We start from the raw sequence: 26,807 nt of genomic DNA on the forward strand, positions 1-26,807 counted from the left end.
ACCACAACCGGCGTAGGTCCGGCGCCACGGCCCCGGAGTCCTCGCGGGCGGCCAACGACCGTCGGCAGGACCGGTGGGCCGCCGGGATCGCCCTCGCGAGCGCGGAGCTTCGGCTTTCCGTCTCCGTGGCTCGGTACCGCTTCGGCAACCCCCTTCACAGGAGACACACACGCCGTGCGAGGATGCGGCTCCGGTATCGAATACCGGTGTAGAGGGGATCCCCATTGAAATCAAGGAAACTGAGCCGTAAGCGGCAACGCGCGACCATAGTCACCGCGGCGGCCGCCTCGGTCGTCGCCGGCGCAGCCCTGCTGCCCAACTGGTCCGCGGGCGCCGCGAGTGTCAACGCCGACCCCAAGGTGGACGCGGCCACCAAGGCGACCTTCCAGCGCCTGGCGGACGCGGTCTTCACCGACCGCACCGACGCCCTGGTGGGCGACGACGGAACGAAGCAGAAGACGTCCCGGTTCTCCGGCGAGGTCCGCCTGTCCTCGGCCCAGTCGCGTGCCGAGAAGTCCGCGCTGACGAAGCTGGAGAGCCGCAAGGCCCGTCTGGCGGAGCTCGGCGAGAAGTACCGTTCGGCCAACACCACGGTGTCGCTGGACCGTACGCGGGTGAAGGGCCGTCACGCCACGGTCGACGTCACCGAGACGACGACGCTGGCCTACGACAAGGCCACGGGCACCGAGCCGAAGACCACCGGCTTCGAGGCGCACCACACGCTGACGTTCAAGGCCGACCGCGACGGCGACTGGCAGCTCACGGGTGTCCGTGACACGGACGACGGGGTCGCGGTCAACCAGGTCGAGGCCACGACGTTCGTCGCCACGCCCATGACCGGTGACAGCACGCCGCCCTCGGCGACCCGTGCCGCCATCACGACGCCGGCGCCGGCCAAGCCGAAGAACTTCTCGGCCACCGGCTACGACTACAAGGCCATGGCCGCGTACGCCGCGAAGTACTGGAAGAACTACAACCCGGCGTACCCGGACTTCAACGGGGAGGGCGCCGGCGGGGACTGCACGAACTTCGTCAGCCAGTCCCTGAAGGCGGGCGGCTGGAAGCACGTTCCCGGTTACGTGTACGACTTCCACAAGTGGTTCGGCAACGCCGACATCCAGTCGGACTCGTTCGTCGGAGTCAACGAGTTCTCGTGGTTCGCCCTCTCCTCGAAGCGGACCACCAGCCTCGCGAACGTCTATCAGGCCGACATCGGTGACGTCGTCCAGATGGACTTCAACAAGGACGGGTCCAAGGACCACACGATGATCGTCACGTACCGCAGCCCGCAGGGTGTGCCGTACCTGTCGTACCACTCCACCAACACCTACAACCGGTCGTTGGCGAGCATCATCGCGTCGTACCCGAACGCCGCGTACTACGCCTACCGCACCTGAGCGGTCGCGTTCCCGGGGCGGGAGCCGGCACCACGTGCCGGCTCCCGCCCTTTGCGTTCGGCGGGTGCCGCACAGGGCGGTCCGGTCAGAGCCAGGTGGTCCCGAGCCAGACGGCCGCCGCCGCGGCGGCCAGCAGGGCGATGTTGAGTCCGATCAGCCGTGCCTCGCCGCGCGAGAGGTGGAGGGATATCCCGCCGACCTGGATCAGGACGAGACCCGTCGCGGCGGCGACGGCGAGCCAGGGCGCGATCCCGGTGAGCGGCGGCAGGATCAGACCCGCCGCGCCGAGGACCTCCAGCGTCCCGATGAGCCTCACCACCGGCATGGGCACGCGGTCGACCCATCCCATCATCGGCCGCAACTGCTCCTGGCTCCGCAGGATCTTGATGCCTCCGGCATAGAGGTAGAAGGCCGCCAGCAGCGCTGCGACGATCCAGTAGGCGACGTTCATGGCGGCCTCTCACAATGGTTACCAGGCGTAAGTTGCCCCATGATGAGTCACCGTCGGGGGGTCCGCAAAAGGCACATGGATGTGCGCTACCCACAGGGAGCTGTCGTGTCGCAGTACGAGCACACCTGCATGATCCGCGGGGACGGCGGCCGGACGATCCGCAGCGTCCTCGACCGGATCTGCGACAAGTGGACGCTGTTGATCGTGACGACCCTCGAACGGGGCCGGCTGCGCTTCACGGATCTGCAGCGGCAGATTCCCGGCATCTCGCAGCGGATGCTGACGCTGACCCTGCGGAACCTGGAGCGCGACGGCCTGGTGTCGAGGACGGTGTACGCGGAGGTCCCGCCCCGCGTCGAGTACGCGCTGACCCCCACCGGAGAGAGCCTCATTCCGCCGGCCCTCGCGCTGGCCGGCTGGGCGATCGAGCACATCGGCGAGATCGAGGCCAGCAGGGCCGCTTACGGGGACGGGGCGGGGTGACGCCGGTGGCTCTGTACTCGGGCAGGATCCGGACGAAGTACGGCCCGCGGGCCGTCGTGGTGGCCGGCGCGGTCGTCCTCGCGGGCACCGGCTTCTTCCTCGCCTTCACCCTGCCCGACGAGCCCGACTTCCTCGGCTACTGGCTGCCCACCGGCATCCTGGCGGGCGCGGGCATGGGCGCGATCACCACGGGCACGTCGACCGCCGCCGCCCTCTCGGTCTCCCCGCTGCGTTTCGCGGGGGCGACCGGGCTCAACCAGACGGCCCGCCAGATCGGCGGCGCCTTCGGTGTCGCGACGCTGGCCACGCTGCTCGGCGGGACGAAATCAGAGGCCTCCGACTACGGGCACGTCCTACTCTTCTGCTCCATCGTCACGGTCCTGTCAGGGCTGGCGGGCCTCGGGCTCGTCATCAAGACCCCGCCGGCCGCGGCCCAGGAGCGACCCACCCAGGGCGCAGCGCCCGGTGCCACGCAGCCGGCCGGGACGAACCCGGGAACCAACTGACCTCCGAGGAACGGCGCGCGCCGGATGCCGCCCGCTCGGGCAGCCGTCCATCCGGTCCAGGTACGCACGAAACCGACGGAAGGTACGCAAGAGATGCCCATCAAGCCCGGTGATGCTCTCTACACCGCAGTCGCCACCGCCGAGGGAGGCCGAGAGGGCCGCATCTCCACCGAGGACGGCAGGCTCGACATCGTCGTCAGCCAGCCCAAGGAACTGGGCGGCACGGGCGGCGGCACCAACCCCGAGCAGCTCTTCGCCGCCTGTTACAGCGCGTGCTTCCACGCCTCGATCGGGATCATCGCCCGGATGCGGAAGATCGACATCACCGGTTCCAGCGTGACGGCCCGCGTCGGCATCGGCCGCGACGACGCCGGATTCGGCATCGTCGCCGAGCTCACCGCCCACCTCCCCTCGGTCGACGAGGCCACCGCCAAGGCCCTGGTGGAGAAGGCGGACGAGATCTGCCCCTACTCCAAGGTGACCCGGGGCGACATCGAGGTCACGATCAAGACGGCCTGACCCGCGCGACGAAGACCCCGCCCCGGTGCGACTCCCGGCGGCGGGGTCTTCGCCCGTCCCGGCCCCCGGACCGGACGGCCGACGCCTCTCGGTCCGCGTACCTCCTGCCTACGCTTGAGGCCGGGGCGAAGACGGGTCGCCCACAGGGACCGGCGAGGACTGCCATGGTGACGGGTTTCCCGTTCGTGGGACGCGAGGACGTACTCGGTGAGCTACGGGAGGCGCGCGAGCGCGCCGCCGCGGGCCGGGGCGGGTCGTCACCCTGACGGGGGCGGCGGGTGCGGGCAAGACCCCGCTGCGCGTGGCCCGGTGGACGTTGCTGCCGGCGTCCGCGGTCCTCTTCCCCGCCCTGTTCCGGACATCGATGCCAGGGTGGACCGCCCGGTGGCCAGGGCTCGGCGAACGGCTCCGCGCAGCCCGCCGGGCGGGCGTCGCACGCGCCGTGCCCCTCTCGCCGGCCGGTCTCGTCGTCTGATACCGCAAGCTCCACCCACGGCCAGGAGTGCTTCGGTGAGCATGTGCCGATCCTTCGGGTCCGGGAGAACCGGCCCCTCAGGCTGCGGCGCTGAGGCTCCGTCGTTGTCAGCTGCGCCGCAGGTTCCGCCGCCCGTTCCCATCCTTGCCCAGGCCGTTCTTCTGGCACTTCCGGCGAGAGAGAGGGATCGTGACCGGCAAGCGGCGGCTGACCGAAGAAGCCGCTACCGCAGACGTGTCGGGTGAACCTTGCAGAGGGGCAAAGGACCGCGGTCGTGGTACCCCGTGCGGCAGTTGTGACGACCGGGCGCATACGATGCGCCCACCCCGGAGTGACGAGGGTTCCGTCGTAACTCGACCTGTGAGGAAGCCATGCGCATATCCGTCCTCGGTGCCACGATCGGCGCTCTGGCAGTCACCGCTGTCGGTGTGCCGGTCGCTCATGCGGACGGCGCGCCGCCGGTCATCCTCGATGTCACCGTCAATGGCGGAAAGGACGTGGTGATCGGCACCTCCACCGAACTGATCACCGCCACGGTCACCGCGAGCGACGCAGCCGCCATCACCAACGGCTCGGTGACGTTGTTCCACGGCGGCACCGACCTGAACGACGACGACTTCGACGCCGTCCTCGACCCGACCAAGAACCAGGCGTCCTGCTCACGAGTGAGCGGGCACACCTGGAAGTGCAGCCTCCTCATCAACGGCAATCCGACCCTGATCAAGAATTCCGACGCCGGAACCTGGCACGTCTATGCCCAGGCATACGCCGGCACGAGCTCGTACACGACGCTGACTCCCGATCCGGCTCTGCGTGTGCTGCGAGCGTCGAAGCTGACCGTGAACGCGTCCCCTGAGCCGGTGAAGAGAGGCAGGACGATCACGGTCGCCGGGAAGCTCTCGCGTGCCTGGTGGGACGACGAACTCGCGTACCACGGATACGCCGGCCAGCTGGTCAAGCTGCAGTTCCGCAAAGCGGGGACGAGCACCTACAACACGGTCAAGTCCGTGCACACCGACGCGTCCGGCACGCTGAGGACGACGGTCGCCGCCTCCACAGACGGCTACTGGCGCTACTCCTTCGCGGGCACCTCGACGACGGCCCCGCTCACGACAGCGGGCGACTACGTCGACGTTCGATAGCGGAATGAACGGCGCGCCGTGCGGATGGCCGGAACGCCCGGGCGGCCCGTCAGCGGACTTGAGCTTCCGTCACCGGAACAGCGAGCCCTGACGCGCGACAGAACGGTGAACTGCTCCGGGTTTGACGAAGGCTCCGGACTGTCCCGAGTCGGGTGGAGCCGATGCACTGTCCCGAGTCGTATGCAGTCGAGTTGCTCGGGTCAGGCTGCTGACGGGGTGGTCCGGAAGATGCCGGCACGCTGCGTTCGACAGCCGGTCAGCCTTGAGGCTCCTGCGGTTTGACCTCGACCTCGCGCAGGCTCTGCTCTTTGAGCTCGGTGCGTGCCTCGGTGCGGTGCCCCCGGGCGATGTAGTCACGCACGACCGCTTCGACGGCGTCCTGGGGCGAGCCGACCCCGGCCAGGACCATTACTTCCACCACCAGTTCGGCATCGAGACTGATGCTGACCTTGGCCACGAGCAGCCCCCTTCGTCGGTCCGAGACTCTAACAGCCGCACAGCAGCGACTCGCTCCCGCTGAGGTTCATGGCACAGGACAACAACAGGGCGAACCTCGCTCGATACGGCACTGGAGAGTCGGGCGAACCCCTGCCATGGCCGCGTTCCCGGTCAAACCGGCGGGGTCACGCGGTCACGGCAGCGAGCGACGGGGTATCCGGGCGGAGCGGCGGGTGCCTGAGGGCTGTCCCGTAATCCCCGGTCGGCGCACGACGACAGCTACGGCACCTCGCCGCGTTGTCGGATCGCCCGGATACGCCCAGTATGAGGACGACCCTCCGCCTTGCGATGCTCCCCCACAGCCCGAAAGGCGTGGGAGGGGCCCCCAGCATCTGACGCCGCGCGCTGATCCACCGGGGATTACGGGACAGCCCTTAGCCGTTGGCCTCGATCTCCTGTTCGGCCACCGCGATCGCGAGGCCGAACGCGGCGGCGATGTTGCCGGCCGCCGTCATGACACGGGCCGTGCCCACGATGGGTGCGATGGCCACCAGGACGTCCTGGACCTGAGCCATGGTCAGATCGGCCTGGATGGCGGGCTCGATGTGCGCGAGGTAGGAGATCGGAGGCGCGTCCGAGGCCGCGAGCGCGGCGATGCGCGTGAGGAGGAGCTGGTCCGGGGGCAGTTCGCACCGTTCGAGGGAGTCGACGGTCATGGCGGCGATGGTGTCCAGGACGGGGGTGTCGGATGCTGTGCTCATGGGGGCCGGCCTCCTGATGCGGTGACGGGGCGCCGAGGGAGTCACTGCCCCCGGGCACGCGGTGTGCGTCAACCGTAGGTGGGATCCGGGCCGGGCGCGCGCGGAGCCGTCGGAGCAGGGCGCTCCCGTCATGACCGGACCGACGCCGTCCCGGCTCCGTACGTTCCCGGGCGGGCGCGTCGCCACCCGCGGTCGGGGCAGGTCCTGTTCGGCGTCCGGCGCTCACGGATCACCATCGGCACAGCCGTCGTGCGTCCCTGGCCGAAGCCCGCGTGGGAGACGGGTGCCGGCCGCTGCCGGAACCCGTCCCACGCGTCGGTGCGGGCCGCGTCAGGCGCCGACGTACGCCGCCAGGTGTTCGCCGGTGAGGGTGGAGCGGGTGGCGACGAGGTCGGCCGGGGTGCCCTCGAACACGAGCCGGCCGCCGTCGTGGCCGGCTCCGGGGCCGAGGTCGATGATCCAGTCGGCGTGTGCCATGACCGCCTGGTGGTGCTCGACGACGATGACCGACTTGCCCGAGTCGACGATCCGGTCGAGCAGTCCGAGCAACTGCTCCACGTCGGCCAGGTGCAGGCCCGTGGTCGGCTCGTCGAGGACGTACACACCGCCCTTGTCGGCCATGTGCGTGGCGAGCTTGAGCCGCTGCCGCTCGCCGCCGGACAGGGTGGTGAGCGGCTGGCCGAGGGTGAGATAGCCGAGTCCGACGTCGGCGAGCCGCGAGAGGATCCGCTGCGCGGCCGGCGTGTGCGCCTCACCGGCGCCGAAGAACTCCCCGGCCTCGTCCACCGACATCGCGAGCACCTCGCTGATGTCGCGGCCGCCGAGGTGGTACTCCAGGACCGAGGCGTCGAACCGCTTGCCCTCGCAGTCCTCGCAGGTGGTGGCGACTCCGGCCATCATCGCCAGGTCCATGTAGATGACACCGGCACCGTTGCAGGTGGGACAGGCACCCTCGGAGTTGGCGCTGAACAGCGCCGGCTTCACCTCGTTGGCCTTCGCGAAGGCCTTGCGGATCGGGTCGAGCAGACCGGTGTACGTCGCCGGGTTGCTCCGCCGTGAACCGCGGATCGGCGCCTGGTCGACCGACACCACGCCCTCGCCGGCCGGGATGGACCCGTGCACCAGGGAACTCTTGCCGGAGCCCGCGACCCCGGTGATGACGACCAGCACTCCGAGCGGGATGTCGACGTCCACGTCCCGCAGGTTGTTCACCGACGCGCCGCGGATCTCCAGCGTGCCGGTGGGCTCGCGCGATGTGTCCTTGACCTGGGCCCGGTCGTCGAAGTGGCGGCCGGTGACGGTGTCGCCCTTCCGCAGTTCCTCCACCGTGCCCTCGAAGCAGACGGAGCCACCGCCCGTACCGGCTCCGGGGCCGAGGTCGACGACGTGGTCGGCGATCACGATGGTCTCCGGCTTGTGCTCCACGACGAGCACGGTGTTCCCCTTGTCCCGCAGCCGCAGCAGGAGGTCGTTCATCCGCTGGATGTCGTGGGGGTGCAGACCGGCGGTGGGCTCGTCGAAGACGTAGGTGACGTCGGTGAGCGAGGAGCCGAGGTGGCGGATCATCTTGACGCGCTGCGCCTCTCCGCCGGACAGCGTGCCCGCCGGGCGGTCCAGCGCGAGGTAGCCGAGGCCGATCTCGACGAACGAGTCGAGGGTCTGCTGGAGCGCGGAGAGCAGGGGCGCGACCGAGGGCTCGTCGAGACCGCGGACCCATTCGGCCAGGTCGCTGATCTGCATCGCGCAGGCGTCCGCGATGCTGATCCGCTTGATCTTCGACGAACGGGCGCCCTCGCTGAGCCTGGTGCCCTCGCACTCGGGGCAGGCGGTGAAGGCGACGGCCCGGTCCACGAACGCCCGGATGTGCGGCTGCATCGCCTCCTTGTCCTTGGAGAGCATCGACTTCTGGATCCGCGGGATCAACCCCTCGTAGGTCATGTTGATGCCCGCGATCTTCATCCGGGTCGGCTCGTGGTGGAGGAAGTCGTGGAGCTCCCTCTTCGTGTACTTGCGGATCGGCTTGTCCGGGTCGACGAAGCCCGACTCCTTGTAGAGGCGCATGTTCCAGCCGTCCGAGCCGTAGCCGGGGATGGTGATCGCGCCCTCGTTGAGGGACTTGGAGTCGTCGTAGAGCTGGGTGAGGTCGATGTCCGAGACCGCGCCCCGGCCCTCACAGCGCACGCACATGCCGCCGGTGCGGTTGAAGGTCGCCTTCACCGCCTTCTGGGCACCGCGCTCGACGGTGATGGCACCGCTCGCCTTGACCGAGGGGACATTGAAGGCGTACGCGCTGGGCGGGCCGATGTGCGGCTTGCCGAGCCTGCTGAACAGGATGCGCAGCATCGCGTTGGCGTCGGTGGCGGTACCGACCGTGGACCGGGGGTCGGCGCCCATCCGCTGCTGGTCGACGATGATCGCGGTGGTCAGACCTTCGAGGACGTCGACCTCGGGTCGCGCGAGCGTGGGCATGAAACCCTGCACGAAGCTGCTGTAGGTCTCGTTGATCAGCCGCTGCGACTCGGCGGCGATCGTGTTGAACACCAGGGAGCTCTTGCCCGAGCCGGACACGCCGGTGAACACCGTCAGCCGACGCTTCGGGATCTCGATGCTGACGTCCTTGAGATTGTTCTCGCGCGCGCCGAGCACGCGGATCAGATCGTGGCTGTCGGCACCATGCGGCGCGGACGGCCGCGGGTCCGTCCTCGTGGCCTTGCTCATCGTGTCTCCATCTGTCGGGCGGGGCCGCCTTCGCGGTCTCCGCCGGCATCGCCTGCCTCGATCCAACCAGCTGCGCGCGGCGCGCCGGGTCCACCTTCGCCGACTCCGTCCGCGCGGACGCGGGCAGCGTCCACGGCGTACGTCGTCGGCGGTGCCGGCCGACGTGAGGTGACGGCCTCCGTGCGCCACGCTAGGTGAGGCGGAGCCCTCGGCGCTTCTCGAATCCTGACCGGTCGGTCGGCGGTCGTCTGGGGAAGTTCCGGGTCCGGGGCGAGAATCGGAGAGTGACCATGCCTTCCGACACGTCGCCCATGTCCGGCCGGACGCAGTGCGGCAACCGCGCCCGCAGTCCGCTGCACGCGTTCCTGCGGACGGAGACCGGCAGTGCGGCCGTGCTGCTCGCCGCCACCCTGCTGGCGCTGGCCTGGGCCAACATCGGTCCTGACGCGTACGAGAGGGTGTGGAGCACGGAGCTGTCGATCCGCGTCGGGTCGGGCGGGGTGTCGCTGGACCTGCGCGAGTGGGTGAACAGCGGACTGATGACGCTGTTCTTCTTCGTCGTCGGTCTGGAGGCACGGCGCGAGTTCGACCTGGGCGAGCTGCGCGAGCGGCGCCGGGTCACCCTGCCGCTCCTGGCGGGACTCTGCGGCATGGTCGTCCCCGTCGTCGTGTACCTGGCCATCACCTCCGGCCATGGCTCGGCGGCGCACGGCTGGGGTGCCGCCATGTCGACGGACACCGCCTTCGCCCTGGGCATGCTCGCCGTCTTCGGCTCCCGTCTGCCCGGCACTCTTCGGGTCTTCATGCTCACCATCGCCGTCGTGGACGACTTCCTTGCCCTGGCCGTCGTCGTCTTCGCCTACAGCGACACCATCAAGGTGCCCGCGCTGCTGACGGCGCTCGCCCTGTTCGCGGTCGTCCTGCTGCTGCGGCGCACGATCGGCGCCCGGATTCCGTCCCTGTACGGGGTGCTGGGCGTGGCGATCTGGGTGGCGCTCCTGAAGTCGGGCGTCGACCCCGTGGTGACGGGGCTCGCGATGGGCATGCTGACCTACGCGTACGCGGCCGAGCGCAGCGATCTGGAGCACGCCAGCCGGCTGTTCCGGCGTTTTCGCGAACAGCCGACGCCGGAGCTGGAGCGCACGGTGCGCCGTGGTCTCGCCTCGACGCTCTCGCCGAACGAACGGCTCCAGCAGATGTTCCATCCCTGGACCAGTTACGTGATCGTGCCGCTCTTCGCCCTGGCCAACGCCGGCATCACCCTGAGCGCCGGTCAGCTGGCCGACGCCTTCACCTCGCCGGTCACCCTCGGCATCTTCTTCGGCTACCTGCTCGGCAAGCCCGTCGGCATCATCGGCGGCACCTGGCTCACCACGCGCGCCGGCCGGGGACGACTTCACCCGCCCGTGGGCTGGGGCGCCATCACCGCGGGCGGCACACTGGCCGGCGTGGGCTTCACCGTGGCGCTGCTGATCGCGTCGCTGGCCTTCGACGGCGACCGGCTGGAGCAGGCGAAGATCGGCATTCTGGCCGCGGTCGCGGGCTCGTTCCTCCTCACCTGGGTCGTCACCCTGGTGATCGGCAGGCTCACCGCGCGCTCGCGCGCGCAGGCCCTCCTCGGCACCGGCCAGACGATCGTCGATCTGAGCGAGCCCGTCGACGTGGAGCGCGACCATGTGCGCGGGCCCCTCGACGCGCCGGTGACTCTCGTGGAGTACGGGGACTTCGAGTGTCCCTACTGCGGTCTGGCCGAGTCCGTGGTGCGCGAACTGCTCTCCGACTTCGGGGACGTCCGCTATGTGTGGCGCCATCTGCCGCTCACCGATGTGCACCCCAACGCCCAGCTCGCCGCGCAGGCCGCCGAGGCGGCGGCCCGCCAGAACCGCTACTGGGAGATGCACGACCTCCTCATGGGGCACCAGGGCGACCTGGGGCCGAAGGACCTGTTCCGGTACGCCGCCCGGCTCGGCCTCGACAGCGGCCGCTTCCGCGAGGACCTGAGGGGCGGAACGGGCGCGGCCCGGGTGGCCATGGACGTCGAGTCGGCCGATCTCAGCGGCGTCTCGGGCACGCCGACGTTCTTCGTCAACGGCCGCCGTCACTACGGCGCCTACGACATCGCCTCCCTGACGGCGGCCGTGCGTGCCGCGCGCCAGCGGACGACGCTCACCGGAGCGGGCCAGGAGACCTGAGGGCGGCCGGACCCGGTTCAGGCCGCGCGGGCTCGCAGGCGGCGCAGCATGCGGGCGTCCTCGAAGCCCACGGCGCGGGCGGCGGCGTCAAGGGTGGCGCCGTGGCTGATGAGGTGCTCGGCGCGCTCCAGCCGCAGGGACTGCTGGTAGCGCAGCGGTGTGAGGCCCTGCGTCGCGCGGGCGAAGAGGCGGGTGAGGGTGCGTTCGCTGACGCCGACGGCCGCGGCCAGTTCGGGCAGGGGCACCGGCCGGTCGAAGCGGGCGTCGAGCAGGTCCTGGGCGCGGTGGACGGTGTCGTCGAGGTGGGACCGGTGCCGGAGCATCGCGCTGGCCTGGGGTTCATGGCCGTTGCGCCGTGCGTAGACCACCATGTCCCGGGCCACCTGCGCGCCGACCGCCGGGCCGTGCCGGGTGGCGATCAGGTGCAGGGCGAGATCGATCCCGCTGGCGATGCCCGCCGAGGTGACGACCCGGTCGTCCTCCGTGTACAGGACGTCGCGGACGACGGCCGCCCGGGGGTAGCGGCGGGCGAGTTCGTCCTGGACGTCGTGGTGGGTGGTGCAGCGTCGTCCGTCGAGCAGTCCGGCCCGGCCGAGCGCGTCGGCTCCCGCGCAGACACTGGCCACGGTGCCGCCGCGCGCATGGTGGTCCCGCAGGACCCGCAGGGCCGCCTCACCGATGGGAGGGCCGTCGCCGAGGGTGAGCGCGCGCCAGCCGGGCACGACGATCAGGTCCTCGGGGCCGAGTTCGGGCCAGTCGGGCGTGGTCACCAGCGGCAGCCCCTGGGCGGTGACGATCCGCGGCCCCTCGGCGACGTAGCCGAGGGTGTAGGGGTGCCCGAAGTCGTCGGCCGTGGAGAAGACCTGCGCGGGGCCGGCCAGGTCCAGTAGATGGACTTCGGGCACCAGGAAGAAGACGATGTGGCTCACAATCCGGTCATCATGCCCGAGACGCGGCGGCGGTCTCCAGTTCATCGACGGTGGCAATGGTGGCGAAGCGTCCGGCCAGGGCGTACTCGGTGCGCCTGATGACGTCCTCGGCGCCGAGGGTGCGGGGGTCCGCGAGGAGTTCCGCCACGCTCTGCCCGGCGGGGGCGTCGCGGTGCGGGACGGGGTTGGTGGCGGTGGCGTCGGAGACGAAGGTGACCTGGTAGCCGAGGTCACTGGCGAGGCGGGTGGTGGTCTCCACGCACTGTTCGGTCCGGATACCGCAGACCGTGAGCTCGCGGACACCGCGTTCGGTGAGGAGTTGCTGGAGGTTGGTGGTGGTGAAGGCGTTGTGCGAGGTCTTGTGGATCAGCGGCTCCCCGTCCTGGCGCTCGAGCTCGCCCATCAGCCGGACATGGCCGAGGGCGGGGTCGAAGACGTCGCCGCTGCCGGGCTCCGTGTGCAGCACCCACACCACCGTGTCGCCGGCACGGCGGGCGAGCCGGACGAGCCGGTCCACCTGGTCGGTGATCTTCGGGTTGGAGATGGTGTCCCACAGGGGGTGGGCACGGAAGGATTCCTGGACGTCGATGACGATCAGTGCTCGGGTCATGTCCCCACTCTGACCGGGACGCGTGCCACGGGGACAGACCTCATCGGGTCCGGGAGCGGACCGATCCGGTCACGTCCGGCGCCGGCCGGGGCGGGCCGAAAGCCGGCTCCGCGATCCCGGCCGTCATGCGCATCGCCCTGTTCCGGCGCCGAACGACGGGCACATGAACACGAGGGCACCACACGCATGTACATGGGGACACACATGAACGCGCGAGAACAGGAGACATGAACACGGGAGAACAAGGGGCATGAACACGGGAGAGCTCGGGACATGAGCACGGGAGGGCATGGGACATGGTTCCCGTGCCGCACCGGGCCCGGCGCCTGTCGTGGTTCCCGGCCGTCCGGAGCCGGACGGCCGGGAACCACGGCAGGGCGATCACCCGCGTGACGCTCGCTCGGCGGCCTCGGCGACGCGCTTGATGTGCGCGAGGCGCCGGTCCCAGTCGGCGGCGAGGGCGGACATCCACCGGGCGGTGGCGTTCAGCGCGGCCGGTCGCACCGCGTACCGCACCTCCCGCCCCACCCGGCTCCCGGTGACGAGCCCGGCGGCGTCCAGCACGGCGAGGTGCTTGACCACCGCCTGCCGCGACACGGGCAGTTCCTCGGCCAGTCTCGTGGCCGTGACCTCGCCCCTGGCCGCCAGCAGGTCGAGCAGTTGACGCCGTGTCGGGTCGGCCAGCGCGGCGAGGACGCTGTCGACCTCCTCGGCCTCGCCTCGTTCCTCGGTCACACCGACGGCTGGGCGGCGCGCTTCTTGAACGCGTCCAGGACCTGGGGCCAGCCGTTGCTGTTGTCCTCGTGGGCCTTGTGCCGCAGCTCGGCGGAGCCGGCCAGCGCCGCGAAGCCGCTCTCGACGACCCGCAGTCGCGTGCTCGCACCCTCCGGAATCAGGGTGAACTCGACCAGCGTGCTGTTGCCGTCGCTCAGCGCGTCCCCAGGGAACGCGCTGGTCCAGCGGTAGGCGACGTACGTGGGCGGCTCGACCTTCTCCACCCGCACCGGGAACTCGCCGTACTGGGCGTTCTTGACCACGGTCGACTCGCCCGCCCTGCCCTCCGTGGTGGGCAGGCTCTCCTCGTCGGCGACCCAGAACCCGGGCACGGCCACCAGCGGCCAGACCCGCTCCAGGGGCGCTTCGATCAGGGTTTCGCGTTCGATCCGGTCCTCGGACATGAGGGACTCCTTCACAGCGACCAATGATGCAACTCCAGGGTTGCACGTCCTGCCCTTTATCGCAACCCTGCGGTTGCACGTCCGGGAACGGGCGCGAGCGGCGGGCGAGGCGGGACGAGCGGGGCACCAATGGGATCCGACCAGGACACCTCTAACCCCAAGTAACACATCCAGCCATAGTCGGCCATGGTGGTCGCAGACATGAAACATGACCCCTCAACTCCCCCGAGTTAATTGATTGTTGGGGTCAAAGCTCTATGCAAGGAGGGTCGCGATGCCGATCATTCGTGTCATGAACCTGCAGCCCGACGGGCGGGTCGCAGCCTCATGGAGGTGTTGGGATGCACCAAAGACTCGCCACCGGCCTCGCCGCCTCGGTCATGGCCCTCGTGGCCGTCACGGCGACCGCTACAGCCGCTAGCGCCGCCCCGGCCGACAAGCCCCAAGTCCTGTCCAACTGGACCCAGACCAGCGCGTCCAGCTACAACACCTGGGTCGCCGCCCGCGCCAACCAGTCGGCCTGGTCGGCGTATGCCTTCGACTGGTCCACCGACTACTGCTCCACGTCGCCGGACAACCCGTTCGGCTTCCCCTTCGCCACTTCATGTGCCCGCCACGACTTCGGCTATCGCAACTACAAGGCCGCCGGCACCTTCGATGCCAACAAGTCCCGGCTCGACAGCATGCTCTACGCGGACCTGGGCCGAGTCTGCGCCAACTACAGCGGCGCGACGAAGGTCTCCTGCGACAGCACCGCGTGGACCTACTACCAGGCGGTCAAGGCCTTCGGCTGACGCTCCGCCCACCCACCGGGAGCCTCAACAGTGCGCAGACATACTCGCCATGTGTCTGCCCGCGCCTCGGTGTGATGCGAACCAACTGCGTTCTGCCCGAACATCGATGACGGATTGTCAGTCCTCGGCCCATCACGGGGAGCGCTGCCTTCCCGGTCTGCAGTTGGACCCGTACCCCCCGCCCCGCACCCATCAGCCGTGCCTCGGTTACCTTGTGCATCCACTGGACCATAGGGGGAACACATCATGGCTGCAGGGATACGGGGCGGGTGGCGGGGGGCGGTGTACGTGGCCCTGTCGACCGTCGTGGCGACGGGCTGCTCGACCACCGCCGACGGGAGTCCGAAGGCGGGCACGAGCGCGACGTCCACGGACCAGGCTTCCGGTGCCACCGGCACAACGGCCAGGAGCGGTGCCGCACTCGGTCCCGCGGGCTCGGCCTGCGAACTGCCGGTCAGCTTCGACACGGCCGAGGACTGGAAGCCTCAGTCCATCGACGCGGCGACGCAGGCCCCGATCGGAACGGACGGCACCAGGGACGTCACGGATCCGCTGTTCCGGCAGGGACCGGTCACCCTCGTCTGCGAGATCGACGCCAAGCCCGCCGGGAACATCGGCTACCTCCGGGTCTGGACCGGAAAACCGGGCGCCGGCGACGCCGCCACCGTGCTCAAGGCCTTCGTGGCCGCCGAGCACGGCGCGAGCAAGGCGGTCTACCGCACGTTCGACGCGGACGGCCTGTCCGGCGCCGAGGTGGAGTACGTCTACACCAGTGAGGCCTTCCAGGAGTCGAAGAAGGAGTCCGCCTTCGCCGTCACCACCGATGACGGCCCGGTCGTCGTGCACCTCGGCGGACTGGACACGGGGGAGCACACGGAGATGCTTCCCGCGTACCGGCTCGCCCAGCGGACTCTGCGCACCACCTGACCTCCGCGAGCGCTCAGGCCTCCGCGAGCGCTCAGGCGACGAACCGCCACCCCTCACAAGACCGGCCGCCACGCGGGCACGGCACGGGCGGATCGTCCGTGAGGCGGTTTCGACCGACCGGACCCAGAATGAGTGGGACGGCCTCGTAGACCCGGCCGTCGAGCCGTCTCGGGGCAGCCGGATCGTGACCGTTGGCCTTGCGGTCTCCGCCCCTTGAGGCTCGGAACTTGCGAGCGCGCGGGTGGTCGAACGATGAAAACGGACGAACCGGAAGCCACGGCCGACGAGAGCAGAGCGTCACGCGGGGCGAGTCGCGCTCCCGCCCCGCCCGCGGACCCTGGCACGACAGCGGCCCCGACGGCTCCCGAGGACGCCCGCCTGGACGAGGCGGTCGCCCTCCGTCGTCTGGCCACGAGCCTGAAGGCCGCGTACCCCTCGGTGGACCCGTCCGTCGTCGACCAGGGGGTCGCGACGGCCCGCGGGTCCTTCCGGCAGGCGAAGGTCAGGACGTACGTCCCCATTCTGGTCGAGCGCCGGGTCCGCGCGCTGCTCGCCGGTCTCGCCGCGGAAGAGGCCGCCCCCGATCCGACTGCCGTCGGCGACGCGGGTGCCGGGGGGCCGGGGACGGCCGGGACGGTGAAGCGGTCCGCCGAGAGCCCGCGGCGCTCTCCCCTGCTGGGCCGGCTGATACCCGCCAGGCTGCGGCCCTCGCCCGCCTCCGCGTCCGACCTGGGCGGTGTCGGTGAGGGCCCATGACCGCGCGGTGCTCACCGTGACAGAAGAAGAGGCGGGTCGTCATGACGGATGCCAGGGCCGAACGCGTCGCGAGACTCATCGAGCCGCTGCGGGTCGAGCCGGGGTCACGGGTGGACCTGGGCGAGGACTTCGACCCCCGGTACAAGGGCGGCCTGAAGAAGAAGCAGGGGGTGGAGCTGCTGCGCACGGGCGTGTCGCTGCTCGCCGAGTACCAGGAACGGCTGGCGGCCCAGGACACGTACGGCGTCCTGTTGTGTCTGCAGGCACTCGACGCCGGGGGCAAGGACGGCACGATCCGGCACGTCATGAGCGGGGTGAACCCGCAGGGCGTCAAGGTGAGCAGCTTCAAACAGCCCTCCGCCGAGGAGCTCGACCACGACTACCTGTGGCGGTACGCGGCCAGGCTGCCCGCCCGCGGCGACATCGCGATCTTCAACCGTTCGCACTACGAGGAGGTCCTCGTCGTCCGGGTCCATCCGGAGGTCCTCGACCGGCAGCGGCTGCCGGCGGACGCGCGCGGACCGGACATCTGGGACCGCCGCTACCGAGCCGTCAACGACTGGGAGCGCTACCTCACCGACAACGGGTTCAAGGTCGTGAAGATCTTCCTGAACCTGTCCAAGGAGGAACAGCGCACCCGTTTCATGAAGCGGCTCGACCTGCCGGAGCGGAACTGGAAGTTCTCCGCCGCCGATGTCCGGGAGCGCCGGCGGTGGGACGAGTACCAGCAGGCGTTCTCCGAGATGCTCTCGCGGACCAGTACGCCGTGGGCGCCCTGGTACGTCGTCCCGGCGGACCGGAAGTGGTTCGCGCGCATCTGCACGGCGGCGGTACTGGTTCACACGCTCATGGACATCGACCCCGCTTACCCGGTGGTCGGCAAGGAGGCCCGCAAGGATCTCCGGGCCGCGAGGCGGGAACTGGAGGCCGACGCTCCGAAGGGTGCGCCGGCCGATCCGTACGCGGCCCGTCATCCGGTTCCCGGAGCGGGCGAGGGACAGCGACGTGACGGCCGTGGCGCGAAGGGGCGGCACGCATCCGGCGCGGACTCGCGGACCGGGAAGCACAAGCGGAAGTAGGTTCCCTGACTTCCCGGGACAGGGACAGGGACGGCGGACCGGATCCAGATCGGAGTGCTGAGATGGCGATGCAGTCGAGCGGCCCGAAGGCTCCGGAGCGCGTCGCTCCGGAGCTCTGGTACGCGCGTGATCCACAGGACGTCGCGTCGGCTTTCGGCGTCGACCCCACGTCCGGACTCACCGCCGCCCGGGTCGCCGAGCTGCTCGCCGAGAACGGGCCGAACACGCTGCCGGAGGAGAAGCCGAAACCGGCGTGGCGGCGGTTCGTCGATCAGTACCGCAGCTATATGCAGGTCGTCCTCATGGTGGCCGCGGTCGTCTCGCTGGCGATCTCCGAGTGGACCACCGCGATCCTTCTCGTCCTGCTGACCCTGCTGAACGCCGTCGTGGGCCTGCGGCAGGAGGGGAAGGCCGAGAGCGCGATGAACGCGCTCAAGTCCATGCTCACGGCGACGGCCCGGGTGAGGCGCGAGGGAACCGAGTCGGAGATCCCGGCGGAGCGACTGGTCGTGGGCGATGTCGTGCACATCACCGCCGGGGACCAGGTTCCGGCGGACGGGCGGATCATCGAAGCCCACGCGTTGCAGATCGACGAGTCGGCGCTCACCGGCGAGAGCGTCCCCGCGTCCAAGGACGCCGAGACCCTGCCGAAGGTCCTGCTGGGCCCGGGGGATCAGTCGAACATGGCGTTCATGCACACCCCGGTCACCCACGGAAGCGGTGTCGTGGTCGTCACCGGGACGGGTGAGGGCACCGAACTCGGAAAGATCTCGGAGATGCTGTCGGCGACCGAGCGGGAGGAGGCGCCGCTCACCAAGGAGCTCGACACGCTGACGCTGTGGATCACGGCCGCCGCGGGTCTGACCATGATCGTGATGTTCGCGCTCGGGTACCGCCGCGACCAGGCGTGGGACGCCCTGTTCGTCAGCGCGGTCTCGCTGGCCATCGCCGCCATTCCCGAGGCGCTGCCGACGGTGACCCAGGCGATTCTGTCCGTCGGCAGTCTCAATCTGGCGAAGCGCAACGCGATCGTGAAGGAGCTGCCGTCCGTCGAGACCCTGGCGTTCACGTCGGCGATCAACTCGGACAAGACCGGCACCCTGACCATGAACCAGATGACGGCGGTGGAGGTGGTGACGCCCACCGACCGCTACACCGTCTCGGGCACGGGTTACGGTCTCGAAGGCAGGATCCACCATGCCGCGGGCTCCTCCGCGGGCATCGAGGAGGCGATCCTCCCGTACCTCGTCGCGAACGACGGCAAGCTGGTGGACGGCGAGGTCGTGGGCGATCCCACCGAGGGCGCGTTCCTGGTGCTGGCCCACAAGGCCGGGCTGGACATCGAGGGCACCCGCGAGCGGCTCCCCCGGCTCGCCACGCTGCCCTTCGACCCCGGCTACAAGCTCATGGCCACCTTCAACTCCACGGTGGACCCGTCCGGGCGTCCGGTGGTGCGCTGCTTCGTCAAGGGCGCGGCTCCGGCGGTGACGGCCCGCGCGACGACCGCGCTGTCGGGCGGCGCGACCGTCCCGTGGGACGAGGACCTCGGCCGGCGCGCCGACCAGCAGGGCGAGCGCATGGGCGGAGAGGGACGCCGGGTGATGGCGGCGGCCACCCGGGACCTGGACCCGGCCGACTTCGATCCGGACGGAGACCTGCTGGGTTACGTCACCGGGCTGAGGATGACGAGTCTGGTCGGGATGGTCGACCCGCCGCGTGAGGAGTCCAAGGCCGCCGTGGCGAGCGCCCGGGCGGCTCACATCCGGGTCCGCATGGTGACCGGGGACGACGTCACGACGGGTGCCGCCATCGCGCGGCAACTCGGGATCCCCGGCGAGGCGGTCCTCGGAGCGGACTTCGCCGCGCTGCCGGAGCACGAGCAGTTGGCCCGCATCGACGACATCGGGGTGGTTGGCCGGGTCGCGCCGGAGCACAAGGTGCTGCTGGCGGCCACGCTCAAGAAGAAGGGCGATGTCGTCGCGATGACCGGCGATGGTGTCAACGACGCTCCCGCCATCAAGTCCGCCGACATCGGTATCGCCATGGGCAGCGGTACGGACGTGGCGAAGAACGCGGCGCGGATGATCCTGTCCGACGACAACTTCGCGACGATCGTCTACGCCGTGGAACAGGGCCGCAATCTCTACGACAACCTCACCAAGTACATCCGCTTCGTGCTCCTGCTGCTGGTCACCTTCGTCCTGACCTTCCTCGGGGCGACCGTCTTCAACATCGCGGCCGGTGAACCCTTCACCCCGCCGCAGGTGCTGTGGATCCACTTCGTGGTCAACGCCTCGTTCGGCTTCGCGCTGGGCTTCGACAAGGAGAGCGCGGGGCTCATGCGGCGCAGGCCCCGCCCCCGGGGAGAGACGGTGCTGACCCGGCCGGTGATGGTGACCGTCGGTCTGAGCGGTCTGGCGATCACACTTATCCTGCTCGGGCTGATCAAGCTGGGCGAATCCCGTTACGACAGTGTCCAGACCGGCAGTTCGATCGCGTTCACCGCGTTCGCGCTGTGCCTGATCGTGGCCGCGTTCGAATGCCGCAGCGAGACGGATTCGGTGCTGGCGCCGAGCACCTTCGACAGCAAGCAGATGAACTGGACGGCACTGGCGCAGTTCGTCCTCGCGGTCGCGGTGACGCAGATGGACGGGTTCCGCCGCATCCTCGGCACCACGGAGATCGACCTGCGGCAGTTCGGCTGGGCCCTGCTGTCCGCCGTCGCGTTCCTGGTCGTGTGGGAGGTGGGTAAGCTCCTGGCCCGCAGGGCGCGGCGCACCGAGTGACCACGCGGGCCCCTGTCCATGAGCCCGCCGGCGCGATCCGAAGGACTGGCCCGTGTCGAAGCATCACGGCACCCCGAGCGGAGGGTGGCGTCCCCCTGTACCGGCGCTGCCCGGACTCCCGGTGCTCAGGCACTACCGGCGGAGCCTGCTGCGCGGAGACCTGCTGGCCGGAGTGACGGTCGCGGCCTATCTGGTGCCGCAGGTGATGGCGTACGCCAGTGTCGCCGGGCTGCCGCCCGTCGTGGGTCTGTGGGCGATCCTGCCCGCCATCGTGCTGTACGCCCTCGTGGGTTCGTCCCGGCTTCTGTCGGTGGGGCCCGAGTCGACGACGGCGCTGATGACCGCGACCGTCGTCGGGCCGCTCGCCGGCGGCGATCCGGAGCGGTACGCGGTACTGGCCTCGGCGCTCGCCGTCGCCGTGGGGCTGATGTGCGTGGTGGCCTGGGCGGCACGGCTGGGCTTCGTGGCCGATCTGCTCTCCCGGCCCGTGCTGATCGGGTATCTGGCGGGCGTGGCACTGATCATGATGGTGGATCAGCTCACGAAGCTCACCGGTGTGCCGACGGACGGTTCGGAGTTCTTCCCGAAACTGGCCTCCTTCTTCGGGAACCTGGACGAGGTCCATCCCGCCACGGTGATCTTCAGCGCGGCGACGCTGGTCGTCCTCTACCTGGCCACGCGTTTCCGCTGGCGCGTCCCCGGACCGCTGCTGGTCCTGGTCGCCGGTACGGCCGTGGTCGCGGCCTTCGGCCTCGAGGACCACGGCCTCGCGGTGATCGGGAAGATCCCGGCCGGGCTCCCCCGCCCGGACTTCCCCCCGCTCGACACCCTGCCCCAACTGCTGCTGCCCGCGGTCGGTGTCCTGCTCGTCGGGTACACCGACTTCATCCTCACCGCGCGTGCCTTCACGACCGACGACGGCGGTACGGAGATGGACGCGAACCAGGAACTGCTGGCCCTGGGCGCCGCGAACCTCGGCGCGGGCACCCTTCAGGGGTTCCCGGTGAGCAGCAGCGCCAGCCGTACGGCCCTCGCGCAGTCCGCGGGCGGGCGCACCCAGGTGTACGGGCTCACGGCCGGGCTCCTCGTGCTGGCCGTGCTGTTGTTCCTGAGTCCCCTGCTCACCGACACGCCCACGGCCGTCCTCGGCGCGCTGGTCGTCTACGCCGCGATCCGGATGATCGACCTGGCGGGCTTCCGGCGGCTGGCGGGCTTCCGGCTCCGGGAACTCCTGCTGGCCCTCGGCTGTCTCGTCGGCGTCCTCGCTCTCGACATCCTCTACGGGGTGCTGGTGGCCGTGGGTCTGTCGGTGGCCGAGCTGCTGAGCAGGGTGGCGCGCCCGCACGACGCGGTCCAGGGGCTGGTACCGGGCCTCGCGGGCATGCACGACGTCGACGACTTCCCGGACGCCCGGGTGATCCCGGGTCTGGTGGTCTACCGCTACGACTCCCCGCTGTTCTTCGCCAACGCGGAGGACTTCCGGCGCAGCGCCCTCGCCGCGGTGGCCGAACAGGAGGTCCCCGTCAGGTGGTTCGTCCTCAACGCGGAGGCCAACGTGGAGGTGGACATCACCGCCCTGGACTCGATGGACGAGCTGCGCCGGGAACTCGGGGAGCGGGGCGTCGAGTTCGCGATGGCCCGGGTCAAGCAGGATCTGCGGGACGACCTGGACGCCTACGGGCTGAGCGCGTCCGTCGGCGAGGAGCGGATCTTCCCCACCCTGCCCACGGCGGTCGCCGCCTACCGTTCCTGGTGCCGCGACCACGGCATTGACCCGGGCGACGAGGACGGTGATCCCCAGGCCTAGGGTTTGTCGTTCGGATCATGCGCCGGGAATCCTCAGGGGATCTCCTGTTCGGCCCAGATGATCTTTCCGTCCGCCGTGTAACGGGCGCCCCAGCGATGGGAGAGCTGGGCCACCAGGAACAGGCCCCGGCCGCCCTCGTCCGTGCTCCGGGCGTGTCTGAGCCGTGGGGCGGTGCTGCTGGCGTCGGAGACCTCGCAGGTCAGCCGGGTGTCGCAGAGCATCCGCAGCCGGATGGGCGGTACGGCGTAGCGGATCGCGTTGGTGACGAGTTCGCTCACGATGAGCTCGGTGGTCATGGTCAGTTCCCCGAGGCCCCACGCCTCGATGACGTGGGTGGCGCGGGCCCGCATCTCGGAGACGGCGGCCGGGTCCACCGGCACCTCCCACGAGACGACATGGTCGTCCCCCAGGGAGTGGGTGCGGGCCAGGAGCAGGGCGATGTCATCGGGCTGCGGTACGGGCACGAGGTGCCGTACCGCGTCCGAGCACAGCGCTTCGAGGTCGGGATCGGGCCGGGCGAGCAGCTCTCCCAGCTGCGCCATGCCGAGTTCCATGTCGTAGTGCGCTCCCGCCACGAGGCCGTCGGTGAAGAGGCCGATCAGGCTGTTCTCCTCGAGCTCGATCTCCCGGCTCTCGAAGGCCATCCCGCCGAGGCCGAGCGGTGGACCGGCGGGCAGCTCGGGGTAGGAGACGCGCCCGTCGGGGGCGACGAACACGGGGGGCGGGTGTCCCGCCCGGGCCATCGTGCAGCGCCTGGTGACGGGATCGTAGACGGCGTACAGGCAGGTCGCTCCGAGGAAGGACGCGGTGGTGCTCCGGTCCGCGTCCTGTTCGGTGGTGGTCAGGCCGGCCCGCTGTTCCTGGCCGCGCTCCTCGCTGAGCCGGAGCACGAGGTCGTCGAGGTGCGCCAGCAGTTCGTCGGGGGGCAGTTCCATGTCGGCGAGGGTCTGCACCGCAGTGCGCAGCCGGCCCATGGTGGCCGCCGCGGTGATGCCGTGGCCGACCACGTCGCCGACGACCAGGCCGACCCGGGCCCCGGACAGCGGGATGACGTCGAACCAGTCGCCGCCGACCCCGCCGCTCGGGTCCGCCGGCAGGTAGGAGGAGGCCACCTCCAGGGCTGTTCCCCCTGACAGGGCGTGGGGCAGCAGACTGCGCTGAAGGGTGACCGCCGCCGTGTGTTCGCGGGTGTAGCGGCGGGCGTTGTCGACGCACAGGGCCGCGCGCGCCACCACCTCGCGTGCCAGCAGGACGTCGTCGGGCTGGAACGAGACCGGATTGAGCGAGCGCAGGAACGTGGTGAGTCCGAGGGCGGTGTTGCGCGCCCGCATCGGCACGGAGATGAGGGAGTGCAGCCCGTACCGGCGGATGCTGGCCGCTCTCGCGGGCTCCTCGGCGATCCACAGGTCGTCGTCCGGGTCGAGGACCTGGATGAGGACTGGCTCGCCGTTGGTGAGCAGGTTCACGTCGTGGGGCGGCGGCAGGAAGTCCGCCCGGTCTCCGATCCGGGCCACGGCCTCCGGGCACCCCTCCCGCACCGAGCTCATGCCCGCGCGCCGCATCAGCGGCTTGGCGGGTGCGGGTCCCGCGTCCGACAGCCAGGCTCCGTGGCCCTCGGTGCTGAGGACGGATTCCAGGAGGTCGACGATGACGAAGTCCGCGAACCGCGGAACGGCGAAGTCGGCGATCTCCTGGGCCGTCCGCATGACGTCGAGGGTCCCGCCGATGGTGGTCCCGGCTTCGTTGACGAGCGACAGGATCTGCCGGGCGTTCCATCGGTCGGTGACGTCCAGGACCGTGTAGCACACGCCGGTGTAGGACTTGTCGACGCCGACCAGCGGGAAGAAGGAGGAGGAGTAGGCGTGCCGGCGGTGCGGGTCGGCCCAGCTCCATCCCAGGTACTCGTAGTCGATCATCGGCTCGCCGGTCGCCAGGACCTTGCGCATCAGTCCCTCGATGGTCTCCGCCTGGAGCCCGGGCAGCAGTTCGGTCAGCCGGCGTCCGAGCCGCTGCTCGCGGGGCACACCGCCCAGGTGTTCCAGGGTGTCGTTCATCCAGACGTAGCGCAGTTGCAGATCGAGCACCGCCATGCCGACCGGCGAGCGGGTCAGGAACCCGTCGAGGAAGGCCGGGCCCACCGTCCACGGCCGTCTGCGGTCCCGTGCCGAGATCAGGAAGCACTCGCTCCCGCCCATGCGGAACGACGCGGAGACGCGCAGGTCGGCGTCGACGCGCCGGCCGTCGCGGTGCCGCAGGGGGATGTGTCCGCTCCAGCCCATTCCGCCGCGGCAGCGCTCGGCGACCGCCGCCACCCGCGAGGGGTCCCTGGGCAGCGCGAGCAGACGCGCGGCCGATGAGCCGACCATCTCGGCCGCCGGATGGCCGAGAAGGGCCTCGGCCCCCCTGGTCCAGGCCGTCACCAGCCCCTCGCCGGACACCACCGCCGCCGCGTCGGAGGACGCGTCAAGGGGATCGCCCGGTCCTTGGGACACGGGCGCGTCGGAACCTTCCTGCGAAGAAACCATGAAGCTCTCATCCTCTACACGACCATGTTCCTGCTTGTCCGCCGGATGTGCAGGCCCACCGGACGATCACCCCCGGCACGGCACCGCACGGCATCGACCTCTCATCCTGAACATGCCAATGGGCGCTCTGGAGTGGGCAAGGCCCGGGGCAGGGCGCAGCATGGAAGGGCCGGAGTCGGCACACACGTGCCCGGCGGCGGCCACGGAGCCCGGCACATCGCGCCGGCCGGTGGAGGAGGGCCAGGGATGACAGCCGAGTCCACGCAGTCCGACAGTGCGGGCGGTCCCGAACCCGCACGGTCCCGGCCGACCGGCCTGCTGGACGTCCTCAACGTGGGCGCGCTGGTCCTCGACGCCGACGGGCGCATCGTGTTCTGGACCCCGCAGGCCGAGGAGCTCATCGGGTACTCGGCGGAGGAGGCCCTCGGCAAGTACGCGGCGCGCCTGATCATCCACCCCGAGCACATGCAGTCCGTCACCGAACTGTTCGCCGATGTCCTGGAGACGGGACGCAGTTGGGCGGGCGCGTTCCCCATCCGGCACAAGGACGGCAGCACCCGCCTCATGGAGTTCCGCAACATGCGGCTCCTGGACGATCTCGGGGACGTCTACGCCCTGGGCATCGCGGCCGACCACACGTTGCTCCAGCGCGTCGAGACCGACCTGGCCCTGTGCGAGCAGCTGATCAACCAGTCACCCATCGGACTGGCCCTGATGGACCCCGACCTGCGGTATCTCATGGTCAACCCGGCGCTGGAACGGATCGACGGCATCCCCGCCGAGGACCATGTCGGCCGTCACCTGCGGGAGACACTGCCGTTCCCGGACGTGGACACCGTCGAGTCGGCGCTGCGTCAGGTGCTCACCACCGGCACACCGCTGCTCGACCAGTACCACGTGGGCCGCCCGCCCGCCGATCCCGACCACGAACACGCCTGGTCCCTCTCCTTCTACCGGCTGGAGGACCCGGGCGGACGCATCCTGGGCGCGGCCGTCTCGGTCGTCGACGTCACCGAACGCCATCGCGCGGCCGCCGAGGCCGACCGCGCGCGGCGTCGTCTCGCGCTCGTCGCCAGCGCCTCCACCCGCGTAGGCACCACCCTGGAGGTGGAGCAGACCGCCCGCGAACTGGCCGACATCGCCGCCCCCGAACTGGCCGACGTGGTCGCCGTGGACGTTCTCGACTCCGTCCTGGCCTGCCGCCGCAAGCGCAGGCCGGACAGCGGCCCGGAGTTCTTCCGCGCCCTGGCCCTCAAGGCCTCGCACCCCACCGTGGCCCTGCGCGCCGCCGACCCTCCCGGCGACCTGGCTACATACGAGGGTGACCGTCTGGTGACCCTGTGCGTCCACACCGGCAGGCCGGTCCTGGTGCGGCACGTCGGCGAGCACGATCTGCCGCGTATCGCCCGCGACGCCGAGGGCACGGCGTTGCTGGCGCAGGCCGGCGTCCACTCGTACCTCGCGGTTCCGCTGATCGCGCACGGTGAGGTGCTCGGCGCCCTCGACCTCAAGCGCACCCGCAATCCGCTCCCCTTCGACGAGGACGACGTGGTGCTCGCCGGTGAGCTGGCCACCCGCGCCGCCGTGGCCATCGACAACGCCCGCTGGTTCCAGAGCGTGCGCAACACGGCCGTCACGCTCCAGCGCAGCCTGCTGCCCCAGCATCCGCCGCGTCTCACCGGTCTGGAAGTCGCGTCCCGCTATCAGCCGGCGCAGGCCACCAGCGAGGTCGGCGGCGACTGGTACGACGCGATACCGCTGGCCGACGACCGGACCGCGCTGGTCGTGGGCGACGTCATGGGCAACGGCATCGACGCCGCCGCCACCATGGGCCGGCTGCGCACCGCCACCTGCGCGTACGCCGACCTCGACCTCGACCCCGGCGATGTGCTCCAGCACCTCGACAAGATCACGTGCGATCTGGAGCACTACATCGTGACGTGCATCTACGCCGTGTACGACCCCCACAGCGGGCAGTGCCGCATCGCCAACGCCGGGCACATGCCGCCCGCGCTGGTGCGTTCCGGCGCCGCCCCCGAACTGCTGGACCTGCCCTCGGGCGCCCCCCTCGGCGTCGGTGGCATCTCCTTCGAGACCACCACGGTCGAACTCAACCCGAATGATCTGCTCGTCCTTTACACCGACGGTCTCGTCGAGACCCGACTGCATCCCATCGACGACCGCCTGAACGTCCTTCTCTCCTTCCTCGACGAGGCGGACCGACCGCTCGAGGAGATCTGCGACCTGCTCCTGTACGGACTGCGCAACTCCGACGACCACGACGACGTCGCCCTGCTCGTCGCCCGCGCGAAGTAGCCCGCGCGAAGGAGGCCG

At 70.3% G+C, this 26,807-nt stretch carries 22 protein-coding genes; 13 read left to right on the plus strand and 9 right to left on the minus strand.

Annotation, left to right across the window (positions count from 1 at the left end; all coding sequences use genetic code 11):
* Positions 1 to 224 precede the first annotated feature (224 nt).
* Entirely contained in the window at positions 225 to 1,397 is a 1,173-nt protein-coding gene (locus OG780_RS04045) for an amidase domain-containing protein (protein ID WP_328444745.1), read from the plus strand.
* 85 nt (positions 1,398 to 1,482) lie between these two features.
* Here the strand turns inward: OG780_RS04045 and OG780_RS04050 are convergent, their stop codons facing one another.
* Positions 1,483 to 1,848, minus strand: a complete 366-nt coding sequence (locus OG780_RS04050) for a DoxX family protein (protein ID WP_328444747.1) — start codon at positions 1,846 to 1,848, stop codon at positions 1,483 to 1,485.
* A gap of 105 nt (positions 1,849 to 1,953) precedes the next feature.
* Here OG780_RS04050 and OG780_RS04055 point away from each other — a divergent pair, with 105 nt between their 5' ends.
* From OG780_RS04055 to OG780_RS04070, 4 genes are all read left to right on the plus strand, one after another.
* A complete protein-coding gene (locus tag OG780_RS04055; RefSeq protein WP_328444749.1) occupies positions 1,954 to 2,331 on the plus strand; it encodes a winged helix-turn-helix transcriptional regulator in 378 nt (125 codons plus the stop codon).
* Between the two features lie 5 nt (positions 2,332 to 2,336).
* Positions 2,337 to 2,837 (plus strand): MFS transporter, encoded by a 501-nt coding sequence (locus OG780_RS04060; protein WP_328444751.1) that lies wholly within the window; start codon positions 2,337 to 2,339, stop codon positions 2,835 to 2,837.
* Positions 2,838 to 2,930: 93 nt separating this feature from the next.
* Positions 2,931 to 3,356, plus strand: coding sequence for an organic hydroperoxide resistance protein (locus tag OG780_RS04065; RefSeq protein ID WP_328444753.1), 426 nt, complete (start codon positions 2,931 to 2,933; stop codon positions 3,354 to 3,356).
* 846 nt (positions 3,357 to 4,202) lie between these two features.
* Positions 4,203 to 4,973: a calcium-binding protein gene (locus OG780_RS04070; RefSeq protein WP_328444755.1), complete on the plus strand. Its 771-nt coding sequence runs from the start codon at positions 4,203 to 4,205 to the stop codon at positions 4,971 to 4,973.
* A gap of 256 nt (positions 4,974 to 5,229) precedes the next feature.
* Here the strand turns inward: OG780_RS04070 and OG780_RS04075 are convergent, their stop codons facing one another.
* The 3 genes from OG780_RS04075 to OG780_RS04085 form a co-directional block, all read right to left on the minus strand.
* Positions 5,230 to 5,430, minus strand: coding sequence for a DUF2191 domain-containing protein (locus tag OG780_RS04075; RefSeq protein ID WP_328444757.1), 201 nt, complete (start codon positions 5,428 to 5,430; stop codon positions 5,230 to 5,232).
* A 415-nt stretch (positions 5,431 to 5,845) separates the two neighbouring features.
* Entirely contained in the window at positions 5,846 to 6,172 is a 327-nt protein-coding gene (locus OG780_RS04080; protein WP_328444759.1) for a carboxymuconolactone decarboxylase, read from the minus strand.
* A gap of 330 nt (positions 6,173 to 6,502) precedes the next feature.
* Positions 6,503 to 8,890: an excinuclease ABC subunit UvrA gene (locus OG780_RS04085; protein ID WP_328444761.1), complete on the minus strand. Its 2,388-nt coding sequence runs from the start codon at positions 8,888 to 8,890 to the stop codon at positions 6,503 to 6,505.
* 290 nt (positions 8,891 to 9,180) lie between these two features.
* Here OG780_RS04085 and nhaA point away from each other — a divergent pair, with 290 nt between their 5' ends.
* Positions 9,181 to 11,082 (plus strand): Na+/H+ antiporter NhaA, encoded by a 1,902-nt coding sequence (gene nhaA, locus OG780_RS04090; RefSeq protein ID WP_328457875.1) that lies wholly within the window; start codon positions 9,181 to 9,183, stop codon positions 11,080 to 11,082.
* 17 nt (positions 11,083 to 11,099) lie between these two features.
* Here nhaA and OG780_RS04095 read toward each other — a convergent pair whose 3' ends face one another.
* The 4 genes from OG780_RS04095 to OG780_RS04110 form a co-directional block, all read right to left on the minus strand.
* Positions 11,100 to 12,011 carry a GlxA family transcriptional regulator gene (locus tag OG780_RS04095; protein WP_328444763.1) on the minus strand — a complete coding sequence of 304 codons (912 nt, stop codon included), beginning with the start codon at positions 12,009 to 12,011 and terminating at the stop codon, positions 11,100 to 11,102.
* A gap of 10 nt (positions 12,012 to 12,021) precedes the next feature.
* Positions 12,022 to 12,621: a cysteine hydrolase family protein gene (locus OG780_RS04100; protein ID WP_328444765.1), complete on the minus strand. Its 600-nt coding sequence runs from the start codon at positions 12,619 to 12,621 to the stop codon at positions 12,022 to 12,024.
* 381 nt (positions 12,622 to 13,002) lie between these two features.
* A complete protein-coding gene (locus tag OG780_RS04105) occupies positions 13,003 to 13,356 on the minus strand; it encodes an ArsR/SmtB family transcription factor (RefSeq protein WP_328444767.1) in 354 nt (117 codons plus the stop codon).
* The gene (locus tag OG780_RS04110; RefSeq protein WP_328444769.1) at positions 13,353 to 13,799 is read right to left on the minus strand and encodes an SRPBCC domain-containing protein; all 447 of its coding nucleotides are present in this window, start codon (positions 13,797 to 13,799) and stop codon (positions 13,353 to 13,355) included. Before OG780_RS04110 ends, OG780_RS04105 begins: the two co-directional genes overlap by 4 nt.
* Positions 13,800 to 14,140: 341 nt before the next feature.
* Between OG780_RS04110 and OG780_RS04115 the strand changes: the two genes are divergently transcribed.
* From OG780_RS04115 to OG780_RS04140, 6 genes are all read left to right on the plus strand, one after another.
* Positions 14,141 to 14,593 (plus strand): phospholipase, encoded by a 453-nt coding sequence (locus tag OG780_RS04115; protein ID WP_328444771.1) that lies wholly within the window; start codon positions 14,141 to 14,143, stop codon positions 14,591 to 14,593.
* A 246-nt stretch (positions 14,594 to 14,839) separates the two neighbouring features.
* A complete protein-coding gene (locus OG780_RS04120; RefSeq protein ID WP_328444773.1) occupies positions 14,840 to 15,520 on the plus strand; it encodes a lipoprotein in 681 nt (226 codons plus the stop codon).
* A 252-nt stretch (positions 15,521 to 15,772) separates the two neighbouring features.
* On the plus strand, positions 15,773 to 16,276 hold the full coding sequence (locus OG780_RS04125) for a three-helix bundle dimerization domain-containing protein (protein WP_328444775.1): 504 nt from the start codon (positions 15,773 to 15,775) through the stop codon (positions 16,274 to 16,276).
* Between the two features lie 41 nt (positions 16,277 to 16,317).
* The gene (locus OG780_RS04130) at positions 16,318 to 17,355 is read left to right on the plus strand and encodes a polyphosphate kinase 2 family protein (RefSeq protein ID WP_328444777.1); all 1,038 of its coding nucleotides are present in this window, start codon (positions 16,318 to 16,320) and stop codon (positions 17,353 to 17,355) included.
* A 62-nt stretch (positions 17,356 to 17,417) separates the two neighbouring features.
* Positions 17,418 to 20,141, plus strand: coding sequence for a cation-translocating P-type ATPase (locus tag OG780_RS04135; RefSeq protein ID WP_328444779.1), 2,724 nt, complete (start codon positions 17,418 to 17,420; stop codon positions 20,139 to 20,141).
* A 52-nt stretch (positions 20,142 to 20,193) separates the two neighbouring features.
* Positions 20,194 to 21,948, plus strand: coding sequence for a SulP family inorganic anion transporter (locus OG780_RS04140; RefSeq protein WP_443062099.1), 1,755 nt, complete (start codon positions 20,194 to 20,196; stop codon positions 21,946 to 21,948).
* 32 nt (positions 21,949 to 21,980) lie between these two features.
* On the opposite strand, the gene OG780_RS04145 is transcribed toward OG780_RS04140, so the two are convergent.
* Positions 21,981 to 24,473, minus strand: a complete 2,493-nt coding sequence (locus OG780_RS04145; RefSeq protein WP_328444781.1) for a SpoIIE family protein phosphatase — start codon at positions 24,471 to 24,473, stop codon at positions 21,981 to 21,983.
* A 246-nt stretch (positions 24,474 to 24,719) separates the two neighbouring features.
* Here OG780_RS04145 and OG780_RS04150 point away from each other — a divergent pair, with 246 nt between their 5' ends.
* Positions 24,720 to 26,789 carry a SpoIIE family protein phosphatase gene (locus OG780_RS04150; RefSeq protein ID WP_328444783.1) on the plus strand — a complete coding sequence of 690 codons (2,070 nt, stop codon included), beginning with the start codon at positions 24,720 to 24,722 and terminating at the stop codon, positions 26,787 to 26,789.
* The last annotated feature ends 18 nt before the right edge of the window (positions 26,790 to 26,807 follow it).

Source organism: Streptomyces sp. NBC_00386 (assembly GCF_036063235.1).
GTDB lineage: Bacteria > Actinomycetota > Actinomycetes > Streptomycetales > Streptomycetaceae > Streptomyces.

Coding starts and splice junctions, on each gene's coding strand:
- OG780_RS04120 (WP_328444773.1), top strand. CDS start 14,840: ATGGCTGCAGGGATACGGGGCGGGTGGCGGGGGGCGGTGTACGTGGCC.
- OG780_RS04145 (WP_328444781.1), bottom strand. CDS start 24,473: ATGGTTTCTTCGCAGGAAGGTTCCGACGCGCCCGTGTCCCAAGGACCG.
- OG780_RS04150 (WP_328444783.1), top strand. CDS start 24,720: ATGACAGCCGAGTCCACGCAGTCCGACAGTGCGGGCGGTCCCGAACCC.
- OG780_RS04135 (WP_328444779.1), top strand. CDS start 17,418: ATGGCGATGCAGTCGAGCGGCCCGAAGGCTCCGGAGCGCGTCGCTCCG.
- nhaA (WP_328457875.1), top strand. CDS start 9,181: ATGCCTTCCGACACGTCGCCCATGTCCGGCCGGACGCAGTGCGGCAAC.
- OG780_RS04115 (WP_328444771.1), top strand. CDS start 14,141: ATGCACCAAAGACTCGCCACCGGCCTCGCCGCCTCGGTCATGGCCCTC.
- OG780_RS04065 (WP_328444753.1), top strand. CDS start 2,931: ATGCCCATCAAGCCCGGTGATGCTCTCTACACCGCAGTCGCCACCGCC.
- OG780_RS04070 (WP_328444755.1), top strand. CDS start 4,203: ATGCGCATATCCGTCCTCGGTGCCACGATCGGCGCTCTGGCAGTCACC.
- OG780_RS04100 (WP_328444765.1), bottom strand. CDS start 12,621: ATGACCCGAGCACTGATCGTCATCGACGTCCAGGAATCCTTCCGTGCC.
- OG780_RS04085 (WP_328444761.1), bottom strand. CDS start 8,890: ATGAGCAAGGCCACGAGGACGGACCCGCGGCCGTCCGCGCCGCATGGT.
- OG780_RS04110 (WP_328444769.1), bottom strand. CDS start 13,799: ATGTCCGAGGACCGGATCGAACGCGAAACCCTGATCGAAGCGCCCCTG.
- OG780_RS04125 (WP_328444775.1), top strand. CDS start 15,773: ATGAAAACGGACGAACCGGAAGCCACGGCCGACGAGAGCAGAGCGTCA.
- OG780_RS04080 (WP_328444759.1), bottom strand. CDS start 6,172: ATGAGCACAGCATCCGACACCCCCGTCCTGGACACCATCGCCGCCATG.
- OG780_RS04130 (WP_328444777.1), top strand. CDS start 16,318: ATGACGGATGCCAGGGCCGAACGCGTCGCGAGACTCATCGAGCCGCTG.
- OG780_RS04050 (WP_328444747.1), bottom strand. CDS start 1,848: ATGAACGTCGCCTACTGGATCGTCGCAGCGCTGCTGGCGGCCTTCTAC.